The 15,383-nt window shown below is 66.0% G+C and carries 8 protein-coding genes and 2 pseudogenes; 7 read left to right on the top strand and 3 right to left on the bottom strand.

The annotated features are described in order from the left end of the window. Positions 1 to 315 (top strand): transposase (locus BLT59_RS30020; protein ID WP_139174164.1); only part of this gene is annotated, 315 nt, incomplete at its 5' end. A gap of 15 nt (positions 316 to 330) precedes the next feature. Here BLT59_RS30020 and BLT59_RS32075 read toward each other — a convergent pair. Next, a pseudogene (locus BLT59_RS32075) lies at positions 331 to 507 on the bottom strand (ISL3 family transposase); the annotation flags it as partial. A gap of 2 nt (positions 508 to 509) precedes the next feature. Here BLT59_RS32075 and BLT59_RS30015 point away from each other — a divergent pair. Then, positions 510 to 1,712, top strand: a pseudogene (locus BLT59_RS30015) (transposase); the annotation flags it as partial. A 209-nt stretch (positions 1,713 to 1,921) separates the two neighbouring features. Continuing rightward, positions 1,922 to 5,710 carry a rhamnan synthesis F family protein gene (locus tag BLT59_RS30010; RefSeq protein WP_091789791.1) on the top strand — a complete coding sequence of 1,263 codons (3,789 nt, stop codon included), beginning with the start codon at positions 1,922 to 1,924 and terminating at the stop codon, positions 5,708 to 5,710. Between the two features lie 119 nt (positions 5,711 to 5,829). Here the strand turns inward: BLT59_RS30010 and BLT59_RS30005 are convergent, their stop codons facing one another. Then, complete coding sequence (locus BLT59_RS30005) at positions 5,830 to 7,608, bottom strand: glycosyltransferase family 61 protein (RefSeq protein ID WP_091789788.1); 1,779 nt, start codon at positions 7,606 to 7,608, stop codon at positions 5,830 to 5,832. Between the two features lie 351 nt (positions 7,609 to 7,959). Between BLT59_RS30005 and BLT59_RS30000 the strand changes: the two genes are divergently transcribed. Both BLT59_RS30000 and BLT59_RS29995 read left to right on the top strand, forming a co-directional pair. Beyond that, complete coding sequence (locus BLT59_RS30000) at positions 7,960 to 9,231, top strand: ATP-grasp domain-containing protein (RefSeq protein ID WP_091789784.1); 1,272 nt, start codon at positions 7,960 to 7,962, stop codon at positions 9,229 to 9,231. Next, a complete protein-coding gene (locus BLT59_RS29995) occupies positions 9,228 to 9,887 on the top strand; it encodes an acetyltransferase (protein WP_091789781.1) in 660 nt (219 codons plus the stop codon). Before BLT59_RS30000 ends, BLT59_RS29995 begins: the two co-directional genes overlap by 4 nt. A 168-nt stretch (positions 9,888 to 10,055) precedes the next feature. On the opposite strand, the gene BLT59_RS29990 is transcribed toward BLT59_RS29995, so the two are convergent. Next, positions 10,056 to 11,834 carry a glycosyltransferase family 61 protein gene (locus BLT59_RS29990; RefSeq protein WP_091789778.1) on the bottom strand — a complete coding sequence of 593 codons (1,779 nt, stop codon included), beginning with the start codon at positions 11,832 to 11,834 and terminating at the stop codon, positions 10,056 to 10,058. A 342-nt stretch (positions 11,835 to 12,176) separates the two neighbouring features. Between BLT59_RS29990 and BLT59_RS29985 the strand changes: the two genes are divergently transcribed. Beyond that, positions 12,177 to 13,286, top strand: coding sequence for a DegT/DnrJ/EryC1/StrS family aminotransferase (locus tag BLT59_RS29985; RefSeq protein ID WP_091789775.1), 1,110 nt, complete (start codon positions 12,177 to 12,179; stop codon positions 13,284 to 13,286). Positions 13,287 to 13,342: 56 nt separating this feature from the next. After that, positions 13,343 to 15,139, top strand: a complete 1,797-nt coding sequence (locus BLT59_RS29980) for a glycosyltransferase family 61 protein (RefSeq protein WP_091789772.1) — start codon at positions 13,343 to 13,345, stop codon at positions 15,137 to 15,139. The last annotated feature ends 244 nt before the right edge of the window (positions 15,140 to 15,383 follow it).

Genomic DNA, 15,383 nt, shown 5'->3' with positions numbered 1-15,383 from the left:
GATGGGCGTGCGGCGGCCGACATGCTGGGCGGTCTGGGCACGGGCCAGATCCTGCTGGGGGATCGAGCCTATGACAGCGACGCGCTTCGCACTCGGATGGCGGAGCAGGGCGCGTGGGCGAACGTGAAGCCGATGCCCAACCGCAAGCGAGTGCCGGCGTTCAGCCCGTTCCTGTACAAGTACCGCAACTTGGTCGAGCGCTTCTTCAGCAAGATCAAGCACTTCCGGGCCGTCGCCACCCGTTACGACAAGGATCCCGACAACTTCCTAGCCAGCGTCAAGCTCGCAGCCCTGCGGATCTGGCTGCGAGCTTAATGAGTCCGCGACCTAGTCGATCCCGACGACGCCCGGCTCAGGGCGATGTGGCACGGGCGCCGCGCGCACGAGGCGCAGGAGCGTGTCACCGCTCACCGGCATGGCGAGGCGCCGTGCCAAGCGAGCGGTTGGAGCGCCGCCGAGAGCGAGGCCGAGATGTCGCTGAAGATCGCGTAGGCGCTCGGAGCGTCTGGCGTGGCATGAGCCGGCTCGAGGTCGTCGGGGAAACTCTGCGCCACGCGCTGAACGCCCTGGCGACGGCAGCCCCCGATTGGCTGCGCTCCTGCACGACGCCGGAGCGGGTCGAACGATGCGGGTTTCGGGCGAGCGAATTCCGGCTGCCGAAGAGCCAGACGGGGCGTCGAGCGTGGGCGGTGCAGACCGGCGCCAATGGATTTGCGCTGCTCGCTCTCGCCAAGGCAGACGGCGCTCCGCTCACTGTGCGAGATGTCGCTGCTCTCGAGATCTTGCGACAGGTCTGGGTGCAGAACTTCCTCGTCGAGAACGGACCGGAGGGCGACCACGTCGAATGGCGAGCGAACGATCAGGTGCCGCCGTCGGGGCGGTACATCGGCTCGCCCTACGACGCGCAGGCGCGCTACGCGAGCAAGCGCGCGACGGTGTGGAGTGGCTATAAGGTGCACCTGACCGAATCGTGCGACGCGGGCGCCCCGAACCTGATCACCAACGTCGAGACGACGACCGCCGCGGTCTCGGACGATGCGACGACCTCAACCATCCACACGGCGCTCGACGCACGGGGCCTACTCCCGAAGACCCACATCGACGACACCGGCTTCGTGAACGCATCGCTGTTGGTCGAGGCTCGGGAGCGCCACGGGATCGATCTGATCGGTCCGACGCGTGGCGACCGACAGTGGCAGGCTCAGGCTGGCGCCGGGTTCGCCGCACGGGACTTCGCCGTCGACTTCACCCGTCAGCGGGCGACATGTCCAGCCGGGAAGACGAGCCAGAGCTGGACGCCGACGCGCGCGCGCGGCACGACGCCGGCGATTAAGATCAAGTTCTCGGTCGCTGACTGCCGGGCGTGCTCGCTGCGGTCCCAATGCACGCGCTCGATCTCGGCACGGCGGGCGATCACGATCCGTCCTGAGGCCCAAAATGAGGCATTGCGCGTCGGGCGGGCTCGCGAACAGACCGTGGACTTTGCCGTCGAGTACGCTTGGCGCGCCTGCGTGCAGGGCACAATCGCGCAGGGCGTGCGTTCGTCTCGGCTACGGCGGACACCGTACTTCGGACAGGCGAAGACGCACTTGGCTCACCTGATGAGGGCAGCGGCGATGAACCTCGTCCGGTTGCTACGATGGTTGTCGGACGAACCGAAGGCGAAGACGCGACACGGCGCCTTTGCACAACTGCATGCACTGACATCCTGACCGAGCTACGCCCAATTCGCCACCAATATCGAAGTGACGGAGAACCACGATGCACTCGGCGTTGACACGCCGACGTGGTCGCGCTCGAAGCAGACCAGACAATTTGCGAACTGTCCTGCCCTTGCGGTACGACCCGCGTCAACGCGCTGTCTGACGCCTGGGGCGGCGTCCCTCCCCGACGCACGAAGTTCCAACCTAAAAGTCCTGATATGGCCCGCCACACCGCGCTCCACTGGACGCTACGCAACATTCTTGGTGCTGACCGTAATCTCGCGGCCGCGCAGAGGCTTGCAGGGTGCGAGCTATTCGACGCGGAGTGGTACCGAGCAACCCAGGCACCCGACGTGGCGGCTGACCGGGCCGCACGGCACTACCTGCAGCAGGGCGCCGCGCTCGGCTTGAGCCCCGGCCCGCTGTTTGACGGGCCATGGTACTTGGCGAACAACCCCGACGTGGCCAGAGCGGGTCTGAACCCGCTGCTGCACTACCTCGACAGCGGTCGCGCCGAAGGGCGACCGATTTGCCCTTACGTCGACCGGGAGGCAGCGGCGCGGATCGCTGCGTCGGATCTGTTCGACGCGGAGTGGTACCGGGCGACTCAAGCGCGCGACGTGGTGCCGGTCCAAGCCGCACGGCACTACCTTCAGCAGGGCGCCGCGCGCGGGCTGAGCCCTGGCCCGTTGTTCGACGGGCCCTGGTACCTCGACAATAACCCCGACGTCGCCGCAGCGGGTTTGAACCCGCTGCTGCACTACCTCGACAGCGGACGCGCAGAAGGGCGGTCGATTTGCCCGGTCGCCGCCCCGGATCTGGTGGCGCGGATCGCTCCCTCTGAGTTGTTCGACGCGGCGTGGTACCGGTCGACCCAGGCACCCGACGTGGCACCGGAGCGGGCCGCACGGCACTACCTGCAGGAGGGCGCCGCACGTGGGCTGAGCCCGGGCCCGCTGTTCGACGGGCCGTGGTACCTCAAGAACAACGCCGACGTGGCCGAGGCCGGCCAGAACCCCCTGCTGCACTACCTGAACGATGGGCGCTCAGAGGGCCGGCCGATCTGTCCCTTCGCCGACCCAGGGGCGCTGGCGCGGATTGAAGGCTCCGAGCTGTTCGACGCGGAGTGGTACCGGACGACTCACGTCTCCGACTTGGCGCCGAACCAGGCCGCACGACACTATCTCCGCGAGGGAGCAGCCCTCGGGATGAATCCCGGGCCCCTGTTCGACGGGGAGTGGTATCTCGGCAACAACCCCGACGTGGCCAGAGCGGGCTCGAACCCGCTGCTGCATTATCTGGAGAGCGGTCGGGCGGAGGGGCGGCCGATCCGCCTCGCATACGCCCGCGACACCGGTGCCCGCGTGATCGAGCCTCTCCCCGTCGTCCTGCGTGAGAGCACGACCGCACGCATCGTCGTCGTAGTTCACGCCTTCTACGTCGACGTGTTCGAGGAACTTCTCCCACATCTCGTGAGGGCGATTCCACAGTTCGATCTGCTGATCTCGACCAACGAGCCCACGAAGAAGAGCGCGATCGAGGCGGTCGCGGGGCGCGCCGGCCTCGTCCGCCGCTGCCGGGTCGTGCTGACGGAGAACCGCGGCCGCAACTTCGGACCGCTCGTCGCCGTGTTCGGGCAGGATATCCTGCGCTACGATTACGTGCTCCACGTCCACACCAAGAAATCGCTGTTCAGCGGCTCCGAGCAGGTGCGCTGGCGCGACGAGATCTATCGGACGCTGTTCGCGAATGCCGCCTGTGCCGCCATCGCCCTGTCGCTATTGGAGGAAGACAGCAAGATCGGCCTGTTCTTCCCGGAGACCAGCGCGCACATCGTCTACTGGGCGCACACTTGGCTCGCGAACATAGGCACCGGCCACAGTCTGCTCGCCCGCCTCGGCCTGCCCTACGACGGGTTCGACGAGTACCTCGACTACCCCGTCGGCGGCATGTTCTGGGCGCGGGTTGACGCCCTGCGCCCGCTGCTGACCGCCGGATTGACCCTTGCTGACTTCCCTGAGGAGCACGGCCAGACCGACGGGACGCTCGCGCACGCGGTCGAGCGGGTGATCCCTCTAGTGTGCCGGGCACAGGGCTACCGCGCCGTCTGCTTCGACTATGACCGAGGGCTCGCTCGCTACGACAGCAGCGCCCGGAACTGGCATCAGTACAGCGCCCGCTCTCAGGACCAAGCGCTGCTTGCGCTCAGCGATGTCGACCTCGTCTCGTTCGACCTGTTCGACACTCTCGTGAGCCGCCCAGCCCGGCGTCCGGACGCCGTGCTCAAGCTCGTCGAGCAACGCATCGCGACGGAGGTGGGTAGCCCCGTGCCGCTGTTCGCGGAGCGCCGCGCCGCCGAGAATCGGGTCCGGGTGCGCCGACACCACCGAGGCGACGTCAATCTGTCGGAGATCTACACCGAACTCACTGCCTCCGGCGCGATCCCCGGCGACGTGGTCGAGCGGGCGCACGCGTTAGAAAAACAGATCGACCTCGGCGCTTTGAGGCCGCGCCCGGAGGTCATCGCCGTCGTCAAGGCGGCCTATGAACGCGGCAAGCGGGTCGTCCTGATGACGGACACCTACTACGAGGAGGCTGATATCCGCGCTATCCTTCATGGCATCGGGGTCGCCGACCTGTTCGCCGAGATCTACGTCTCGAATGCCGTCGGCGCCCGCAAGGACCGAGGCGACCTATGGCGCCACGTCGAGGAGGTCGAAGCAGTGCCCCGCACTCGCTGGCTGCATGTCGGCGACAACGAACACTCGGATATCCAAGCGGCCTGCGACCGAGGCATCCGCTACCTGCACGTCGCGCACCCGGCCAAGATCCTGGCCCAGAGCGGGTTCGCGCGCGACGAAGGGGATCTCAGCCGGACGTGGCCGTCTGACCTCATCGTCGGCCATGCAATGCTGCATCTGGCCCGCAATCCGTTCCTTGACCGAGCCGTCCCACCCTACCTGTCACTCGCCTCGACTCGCGATGTCGGCTACGCGGTGTTCGGGCCGCTGATGCTGCTGTTCATGTCCTGGCTGATCCGGCACGAGGCGCTTGCCGGCCTCGACCGGCTCTACTTCCTGGCACGGGAGGGCGACTTCCTCGTTAAGGTCTACCGCTTGATTCGGGAGCGCTACGGTCTAGAGCACCTGCCCGAGGGGCGGTACTTTCACGTCTCCCGGCAGACCGCGATCGCGGCTGCGCTGGGCCAGGGGTTCCGCCCGGATCTGGTGCTCGGGGCTGGCCGCTACGTGGGCAGCATCCCGGGGCTTCTCTGGAACAGGACCAGCTTCACAGCCCCAGCGCATCTCGGACTGGACCGCTTCGACGTGCGGCTCCCGGGCGACGCACCGCTCGTCGAGCGCGTCATGAGGCAGATCGAGCCGGAGATCGCCGCCCATGCCGCGGACATGAACGCGCGGTTCCGCGCCTATGCCCGGCAGGAGAAGCTGGAGGCCGGAGGGTCCTACGGCGTGGTCGATGTCGGCTATTCGGCCACCATTCAAAAGATGATGCAGGTGGCGCTCGGTCAGCCGCTGACCGGCTTCTATATGACGGCCTTCGACACGGCGAACGCGGTCGCGCAGGACGGCGGCTTCGCCTTCCGCTGCTTTAACGCCGGCTCGGAGAATCCCGAAACGACGTCGCTGCCGGTCCTAGCTCACGCCCTTGCCGTCGAGGCGTTCCTGACCGCGCCCCACGGACAGGTCGTGGGCTACGAGACGACGGGCGACCGGATCGCGCCGCTGTTCAAGGCCGATCCGCGCAGCCCGGCCGAGCACGTCATCCTCGCTGATCTGCACGCCGGCGCCGAGCAGTACATCACCGACACACTCGATCTCTACGGGCCGAGCCTGCTCCGGACCGATATCCCGCTGAACGGGGCGCAGGAATTCCTGCGCATGCTGATGGAAGGCCAGATCGCCACCCCCTCCGAGCCGATGAAGGCGCTCGGCGTCGAGGACGATTTCTGTGGCCTACCGATCCACAGGGTATACGCGACAGGATAGGAGCGACGCGCTGTGCGGGCACGGAAGCGGCCTTGGCCGCGTCTGGTACGTGCGCCGCGGGCGTTGAGAACCGGTGCCCTCCCCCCTCCCGCGAAAAGGGCGCCGAGGGTGTCAAAACGCTACGATGCGGATGTTGCGAACGCGAGCGCTCGTGAGACCTGATCGAGGGATACGAAGTAGTTCGCGTGCATCGGATGGATCCCCTCGGCCTGTTCCGTCGCCCCACGAACGAACAGCAGGCGGGCTCCGCTGGACTCGACGAAACTGGTGAAGCCGCGAAAATAGAACGCCGAACTCTCGTGCGTCAGGGCCACGACCCGAGCGTCGGGACGGCAGAAGATGCAGTTGATCAGGGCCGAACTCGCCGAGCCGATGATGATGTCGGCGGAATGGTAGATCGCCACCTGCTCGGCGAACGTCAGCTGCTCCGGGTGGACAACCTCGAATCCGTGAGGTTGCAGGGCCTCGATGATGTCCGCCTCGTTGACGAGCCGGCGCTGCGTGAACCCCCGCCGAGACAGGATGATCCGCCGTCCTGTCCGCCGCAGGTCGAGCCCGTCCGCGGCGAGCCGCTCGAGGATCCTGCGCCGCACGGCGGCGAGGATGTCCTGAGGCCAGATCGCATCGTAGATCGGAAATTCCGGCCGGGTATCGAAGGGAAAGAAAGCCGGTACTGGCGCCATCCCGAGCTCGCGGAAGCGGGTCGCGACGGGTGGCAGCGTTACGATGGCCCGGTCGCGCTCGTCCATCAGCGCGATGATCTGCCGGTGCGAGTCCGGCATTTCAGCGTCGACACAGATCGGAAGGCCTGAGGGGCAGGCGGTGTCGTTGAAGCACAGCATGCGCGGGACGAACTCGAGCAGCCAGTGCCCGTACTGTCGGCTCTGGAACCCGAACAGCATCAGGCCGGCGTCGATCTCACGAATCTCGGCAGGCGCCTCGACCAGGGCGCGTCCGGGCCCCCAGACGGCCGTCATGATCTGGCCCGGATTGACCCCGTCCTTGATGTCGGCGAGGCCGCTGAGCGGATGAGCCGCCAAGTCGTAGATCAGGCGGTGTCCATGTAACACCACGTTGCTCCGGGGGAATGCCAGGCAGTCTTTGAAGAACGCGAGGTATCGCGGCGGCGCGTCGAGGGTTCCCGCCTGCGATGTCATCGCGATCGGGCCGTCGAGGAACTTCACGTCCGGATCGGCCATCCTGCGGCCGGCCAGCAACTCGCGATAGACGCCCCGGCCTTCATCGGCCGCCTGCTTGGCCGAGACGATGTCGTAGATTCCGATGGAGCCGAGGCCGGCGATAACACGGGTGCTCTCGTGCAGGCCTGCCGCCTCCTCGTGCCGGCCCTGATCCGCCAGCGCGTTCATCTGCAGGATGCGCAAGTTCCGGATCTTGACGCTGATCGGTTGGCCATCCCCGGTCGCGAGGCCTTCATCGCTGCCGTTCATCACGAAGGCGAGCCGGTAGCATTGGACCGCGGGCTCCGCTCGGTAGCGGCACTCGTGATTCCAGCCGATGCGGAGCAAGGTAGCGGCGATGTCCCGCGTGGCCCCCTCGGTGCCGTCAAGCTTAAATTTGGCGATGAAGGCGAGGGCTTCGTGCCAGGCTTCCCGCTCGACATAGTCGCGCAAGCACGCAGCTGCTGCCAGCATGCGCCATCGCGTCGGATCGCGCGTGTCGATCGAGGCGGCGAGATCGTAAGCGCGCGCCGCATCCTTGTACCGAGCATCGCCTTCGAGCCGGAAGCCGAGAGCCTCGAGGTGGCGCAGGGTCGAGGCCGCGCCCGGTTCCACGGGTGGCTCCGTGCTTAGCAGGAAGGCCAGCGTCTCGAGCTTATCGGGGGCATTGCCGCTGTTGATCGACCGGATCAGGTCGATGAAGGTCGCCGTCGGCCGCATGTCGCTCCTGTCTGTCGTCCGCTGGTTGCGGGCTGCGCTGGATCAGTAATGAATCGCGGGGCGGGTGACGAGGGATCGACGCCACCGGACGCGCATGCCGTCTCTCGTCGGGCCGGGGCTTTGAGTCGTCGGTCGAGAATCCGTCCCGATGCGGTCCCGCACACCGGGAAGAGCACGTGGCGGCATCCGGCAGTTGCCGATCACGACCATCGCCCGTACCACACCGCAACTGCTCACCGTGTTTTCAATCGTCACCCTGATCGCCGCGCAGCGAAGCGCTTGAGGGCGCTGAGAGGTTGAAGGTGCCGCATGATCGTCGATGACAATTTTGCATATCATTCGGAGTGATCGATGAAAAAGAGGGTTTTGGTCGTTCCTGCCGGAACAGAAATCGCCCACGAGGTCATCGAAAGTTTGCGTTCCTCCAAATTTTGGGATGTTTACGGTGGTAACTCCGTCAAAGATCATTCCGAGATACTACTAGGAGACAAATGCCATTTTGTGCCGTTCGTGATCGATCCGAACTTCGTATCGGCTGTGCAGGATCTGGTCACGAAATTGAAGATCGATTTCGTCGTCCCGGCGCATGACGAGGCGTTGTTCCGTCTAGCCGGACGTATCAATGGCGCGATCGTGGCCGGACCTTTGCCAAACCTCGGCGATATTCTGAAGTTGAAATCGACCACGATCGCCAAATTGCGGCACGTGGTGCCCGCGCCGCAGGTCTATGCCCCAGGTGAAGAGACGTTTCCCGTCTTCTGCAAGCCCGACCGCGGACAGGGATCGCGCGGGATCAAGATCGTCCACGACCCTGACGAGCTGCTACGGATGCGGGCCGTAGACGGCAATCTTATCGTGCAGGAATTGCTGACCGGTGAGGAGGTGACGGTCGACTGCTTTTCCGATCCCTCCAGCCGCGTCCTGTTTGCAGGCGCCCGCAGCCGGGTCCGCACGACAGGCGGCATTTCCGTCCGCTCCCGGCTGGTCGGCGATGCCGAATTCCCCAATCTGGCGAGCAGAATTTCGGAAGGGCTGCAGCTCACGGGCGCGTGGTTCTTCCAAATGAAGCGGGGCGCCGATGGGCATTACAAGTTGCTGGAGGTGGCCAATCGGATCGCGGGGTCATCCGGGTTTCAGCGCGTCCGCGGTATCAATTTAATGGACGCTTGGTTGCATCAGCTGTCCGGACAAGCCGTGACCTTCCAGTCCCCCGCTGACATCGATTTCGTATATGATCGTGCTCTCTACGTTAAGACCATCGTGCGATCGCAAGTAGATGCATTATATGTCGATTTCGATGATACGTTGATCCTGGATGGCAGCAAGATCAACCATCGACTGGTCGGGATGTTATATGGTGCGAAGTATAATAAACAGAAGAAGCTCATCCTTCTGACGCGACATGACGGTATCGTCGAAGAAAAATTGACGGCCTTCGGTCTGAGCGCGCTGTTCGACGAGATTATCCACCTCAAGAACGGTGAGCGAAAATCGGGTTCCATCGCAGGGCCGCATGCGATTTTCATCGATGACTCGTACCGTGAGCGAGCCGATGTTGTCGAGACGTGCGGCGCGATCGTGATAGGTCCGGAATCCCTTGATCTCGTCGAAGGCATCTTATGATCCAGACGAAATCACAAACTGAGCGGCTCGTCCTCTTCGGAGCCGGCGCGCTGGCGCGCGAGATCCTGGTCGTTCTGCCACGGCTGCATACGATCGGTCGTGACATCGAGTTCGTCGGCTGCTTGGTCGACCCTGACGTCGCGGCCGCCGACAGACTCCACGATCGACCGATCTCGCGGAATATCGACGATTTCGCGGGCGACGACACGCTCCGCTTCGTCGTGGCATTGGGTGAGCCCCAGGCGCGGGCCCGGGCGGTCGAGCGCCTGAGGTCCATCGGCGCGCGCTTCGCTTCGATCATCGATCCGGCCGTGCTGATCGGCGCGAGCAGCAGGGTCTGTGAAGGATCGATCATCCTCGGCCACGCGTCGATCACGGCGGATGCGCTTCTCGGCGCCCATGTCCTCGTGAATCCTGGGACGACGATCGCGCACGATAATCAGATCGCGGATTTTGCGACGCTCAGCCCGGGCGTTCATCTAGCCGGGCACGTCACCGTCGACGAAGGTGCCTTTCTGGGCACCGGAGCCTCCGTCATCCCGGGGGTCCGCATCGGCGCCCATGCCCTGGTCGGCGCCGGCGCGGTCGTGATCCGTGACGTACTCCCTGGATGTACGGTCGTCGGCAATCCCGCCCGCATCCTCGATCGCGAGTGAACCTGTTCGAGGGGCCGCGGACGGGCGAGCGCGCAGTCCCCAGCACAGCAGGCAGGCGCGCAGTCCGATTCCCGAGCGCCTGCATTCCTGGATCGAGAACGCGCACTACAGACCGTCATTGGAGCCAGACGAGCGCGCTCTCTCCGCCATCCATTCGGATCGCCATGTCTATGAGCGACCCACCGCCTCGATGGCGCGCAAAACTTGATCCGGCGACACAGTGTAGTTGGCATGGAACGGGTGACCGATTTCGCTGCGTTCCGTCGTGCCCCGCACGAACAGCAGGTCCGCGCCGCTCGACTCGATCATGCTCGTGTACCCACGGAAGTTGAACGAGAGTCCTTCGTGGATCAGAGCGACGATCTTCGCTCCGGGATGGCAGAAGATACAGTTCGTCAGCGCGGAACTCGCGGAGCCGACGATGACGTCCGCCGCGTGGTAGGTCGCGATCTGCTCGGCGAAGGTGAGGGTCTCGGGGTGAACGACCTCGAACCCATGCTGCGCGAGGGTGGCGACGATCTCTGCCTCGTTCAGAAGCTGACGCTGGGCGAAGCCGCGCCGCGAGAGCACGATCCGCCGACCGGTCCGTCGCAGATCCACGCCGCGCTCGGCCAGCCGCCCCAGCACCCGGGAACGCAGATCGGCGAAGACGTCGCCCGGCCAGATCGAATCGTAGACCGCGTGCCCGGGCCGCATGTCGAACGGCAGGAGCGTCGGAGCAGGCGCGAGGCCGAGTTCCCGGAAGCGTGTCGGCACCGCCGACAGCGGGAGGATCGGCCGGGCTCGCTCGTCGATCAACTCGATGATCTGCCGGTGTGTCGCCGGCATATCGTCGTCGATGCAGATCGGGAAGCCCTCTGGGCAAGCGCGGTCGTTGAAGCACAGCATGCGCCCGACGAATTCCAGCAGCCAGTGGCCGTAATTCCGGCTCTGGAGGCCGAACAGCATCAAGCCGGCCTCGATCTCGCGCCGCTCCGTAGGCGCCGCGACCAGAGCGCGTCCGCTGCCGTAGGCCGCGACCATGATCTGATCGGGATTGACCCCGTCGCGGATATCGAATGTGCCGCTCAGCGGATGGGCGGCCAGGTCGTAGATCAGGCGATCGTCCTGGAGCACGATGTTGCTGCGCGGAAAGGCGAGGCAATCCCGGAACAGGGCGACGTATTGGGGCGGCGCATCGCGTGAGCCGGCCTGGGAAGTGAGCGCCACCGGACCGTCGAGGAACCTGGGCTCGGGTTCGCGGATCCGGCGCCCGGGCCGCACCTCCCGGTAGACACCCCGACCATCGGCGGCGGCTCGGTGTGCCGACACGATGTCGTAGACGTGTACCGGGCCGAGGCCGAGCAGGTCGCGCGTCTGTTCATGTAGGGGGGCGGCCTCCGCGTGCCGGCCTTCCTCCGCGAGCGCCCGCATCTGGAGGATCCGGATATCGCGGATCTTGCGCTCGAGCGTATGACCATCGACCGTCGCGATCCCGTGGCCGCCACCGCTCAGGGCGTGAGCCAGCTGGTAGCATTGCACCGAGGCCTCTGTCTCGTAACGGCACTCGTACTGCCACGCGAGGCGCATCAAGATATTGACCCCCGCGCTGATCGCCGCGCCGTGGTCGTCACCGTCTCGCAGGACCTCGACGAAGGCGGCGGCCTCACCGAAGCGCCCCCGCTCGCACAGGCCCTCAAGGCTCACAGTGACGGCGGCGGTTCGCCAGCGCTCCCGGCCGTCCACATCGACTGCAGCGATCAACCTGTAGACCTCAGAGGCCTGCGCGAAGCGGTCGCTGCCCTCCAGGCGAAAGGCGAGCGTCTCGAGGTGCTGCACGATCGCTTTGGGACGCCCGCCGGACGGCTCATCCCCGGTCACCACCGCAGCGAGCTCTCCGAGGATCCGGGTGGCGTTGCCGCCGTCGACCCGCTTGATCAGGTCCATGAACGCCGCGGTCGGCCGCATGTTGCCCTCCTGCCCCGTCGCGCCTCGACGGCGCCGGGATCGCGATCTGACCGGTACCGGATGTCGCCGTCCCTGACGAGCGCGCGTCAAGCACCAGCAGCCCCTCTCTCAGGCGGAGAAGCGCGCAAGGAGATGGCTAGGCCGATGGGCTGCACGATGACCGCTGCTGTCGAACGCTGCCGACGCCGCTATCGGTCGCGATCCCCCACCCGTCGCCTCGGGGCGCCCAGACGGGCCGCCCTGTGACGCGCGCCTTCCGCGCCCAGGTCCGGGGATGTATAGCGAGCCTCGTCGCTATCGTACCATGATGACGGCGATCGAGAGCGAAGGCGTGTTCGAGCGATGATCCCGGTACTGATCCCGAGCCTCCCGGAGACGGACGCGATCGTCCCCTACCTGCGCCGGATCGACGAAGCCCACATCTACAGCAACTACGGGCCGCTCACCAAGGCGTTCACGGACCGGCTGTGCCGGTTCATCAGCGCCCAGAGCGGCGGGAACCCAGTCGAAGCGGCGCTGACCAGCAACGGCACGACGGCGATCGAACTCGCCCTGCGCTACCGCAGCGCCGGCCGGACCGGCCGGATCTGCGTCATGCCATCCTGGACCTTCATCGCCACGGCGCACGCGGCGGCCAATGTCGGACTGACGCCGTACTTCACCGATGTCGATCCGGTAACCCTGGCGCTCACGCCGGAGATCGCGGCCCGCGCCCTATTGGCCAATCCCGGCGATGTCGCCGCCGTCATCGTCGTGAGCCCGTGCGGAGCTCCGATCGAGATTGAGGCCTGGGAAGCGTTCGAGGAGGAGCACGGCGTGCCCGTGATCTTCGATGCCGCCGCAGCGGGCCTGAACCTCCGGCACGTCGGCGCTCAGCCCCTATGCATCAGCCTGCACGCGACCAAGGCGCTCGGTATCGGCGAGGGCGGCGCGATCATCAGCAGCGATGCCACGACGGTTGCGGCGATCACCGCGATGACGGGGTTCGGGTTCTCGGCCGGCCGGCGCGTCTCGGAGATGCGCGGCGGTAACTACCGCATCTCCGAATACGCAGCTGCCGTCGGCCTTGCCGTCCTCGATGACCTCGACGCGCGCATCGCCCGGCTGCGGGAGGTCTCGCTGGCCTACGTCGCGGGATTTGAACGGATCGGTGTGTCGATGCAGGCGGGCTTTGGCCGAGAGTGGCTGACGATGACCGCCAACGCGATCTTCGACGCCCGCGCTGTCGCGGACGTGATCGCGGCCTTCGACGAGTCGGGGATCCAGTGGCGGCGCTGGTACGGTGGCGGCTGCCACACGCATCCGACCTTCGCCGCCTGCCCGCACGACGGCCTCCCGGCGACGCGCGGCGTCGCCGAGACCGCGATCGGCGTGCCGTTCTTCCCGGCGATCGCGTCGGAGCAGATCGCACAGGTCTGTGGGTGCGCCGAGCGGGTTCTGGCGTCTCGCTGAGTGAGCACCCGAGAGATCGGCCTCCAGTTCCGCTGCCACTCGAACGGTCGTTGACGATGAGCGAGTCATTTCGGCAGACCTTGATCCAGGCCGCGCAGTCCGGCACGCAGGACGGACTGGACGTTCTGGAGCGGTCCCTGCGCGCGGTAGAGCCGAGCGACGTCCTCGCCCAGCACTTGGCGACGCTCGGGTTTCGTTTCGAATCCGAGGCCAGGGTAGGACTCGCCGCCAAGGCCTACGCGCTCGCCGCCCGGATGGGGCGGACGCGGGCCCCCGGCTATCGGCTCGCCGCGATCCGTTCCCGGATCCTCGACCTGTGCCAGAACGATGACTTCGACTCCGTCGAGCCGCTGCTCGATGATCTGCAGCAGGCCAAGGACGCCGCGCAGGATCGGGACCATGCCGATCCCGCCTTCACGGATCTCGGCTGGGCTTGCGAGATGCACGGGGAGGCCGAGCGCGCGGTGCGCTTCTACCTGCTGGCACGGATCGTCCGTGACAAATTCGGCGGCGCAGCTCTGACGCATGACGGCGACACGTTTGAGGTGAAGATCAAGAACCTGCGGCGCCTGCAGTTCGATAGCCTTCTCCCGGAGGGACGGTTCGACGAGGCGATCGAACTTCACAAACGGACCGGCCGTGTCCACGGCTCGGCACCGCTCGCCAAGTACCAGATCGTCAGCGCGAAGGCTCTCTCCGAGGCGGGCCTCGCCTCCTACGTCGAGGTCCTGCCTGCGCGCCGGATCGCAGCCCCGGCTCTCAAATTTTGGGAGCCGCCGCCGCCCCTGCGATCCGAGGCGGGTGACCTCGACATGCCGCCGCTCTACCTCGCGTTCCTGGAGGAGGCCCACGCGTTCCCGCGCAGCAATGTCGTCGTGACGGGTGATCGGGTCGTCTACGATGTCGCGGCCCATCCGCGCCGGAAGGACGTCCTGATCCAGGACGGGGTCAATCTCGACCAGATCATGATGGCGGCCTTCGGGCAGACCCATGCCCTGATCGAACTTCCTGAGAACGCCGAGCGGATCGAGGCCGGGCTGGTGATGTTCGGTCTCCAGAGCCGCAACTACGGGCACTGGTTCAGCGAGTTCGTGCCGCGCATGATCTGCTACAACGATCCGCGTTGCCCGGGCGGGATCCCGCTCTGCATCGACGACCACATGCCGAACACCCACGAGGAGATCCTGGCTCTGCTCGACACCCGCAACCGGCCGGTGATCAAGCTGCCCGCCAAGCCCGTCTGGTTTGGAAAGCTCGGGATGGCACCGGTGCCGGCCTTCTTTCCATTCGACATGAAACCCGGACAGCCGTTCTACGATACAATCTGGCCTAGCGACGTCTTCAGGACAATCCGGGATCGGATCCTGCAGCAGGCACGCGACCGCGGCCTGCTGTCCGAGCGCCGAGATCGTCGCCTGTTCATCTCGCGCAAGGCCTTCACGCAGCGCGTGCTCGAGAACGAGCAGGAGGTCGCCGATCGCCTGCGCCCGCTCGGCTTTGAGGTGATCTACCCGGAAACCCTCTCGTTCCTGGAGCAGGTCGCCCTGTTCCATTCCGCGGCTCTGGTCGTCGGATCATCGAATTCTTCCCTCAACAACACGCTCTTCTCCCAAGCCGGATGTCAAATCCTCGGCCTCATCCACGAGGACCTGAGCTTCAATTTCCGAGGCTACACCAGCTACGTCGAGTCGGGGGGCGCGCAGATCACGTTCCTACGCGGCAAGTCGAGCGAGCGGCGAAGCAACGTGCACGCCTTTCACGCCAACTATCGGGTCGATCCGAAACAGGTCGCCGACGCGGTCGCTCAGTTGGCGACGCGATCACCTGCCATCTCCGGCCGCATCGTGACGTGACAGAAGGCGCGACGGCTATCCCTCGAGACCGGATCCGCATCCGGATGACAGCTCAGCGCGGCGCCTGAGGTTTATCTGAAATCCGAGCGCCGCGGGTGACGCGTCCCGGAGCCTGCGGCATCACATTCTCAACGACCGTAGCCGGCGATCGGCCGAGACCTGTGCGAGGACACGATCGATGCAGACCGCCGCTGAGACCGCCGTGCCGGCTCCGCCTCAGCTGGAGCCGTGGCAGGACGACTTC

Source organism: Methylobacterium sp. UNC378MF (assembly GCF_900103195.1).
Lineage (GTDB): Bacteria > Pseudomonadota > Alphaproteobacteria > Rhizobiales > Beijerinckiaceae > Methylobacterium.
This window is presented reverse-complemented; position numbering and strand designations above follow the sequence as displayed.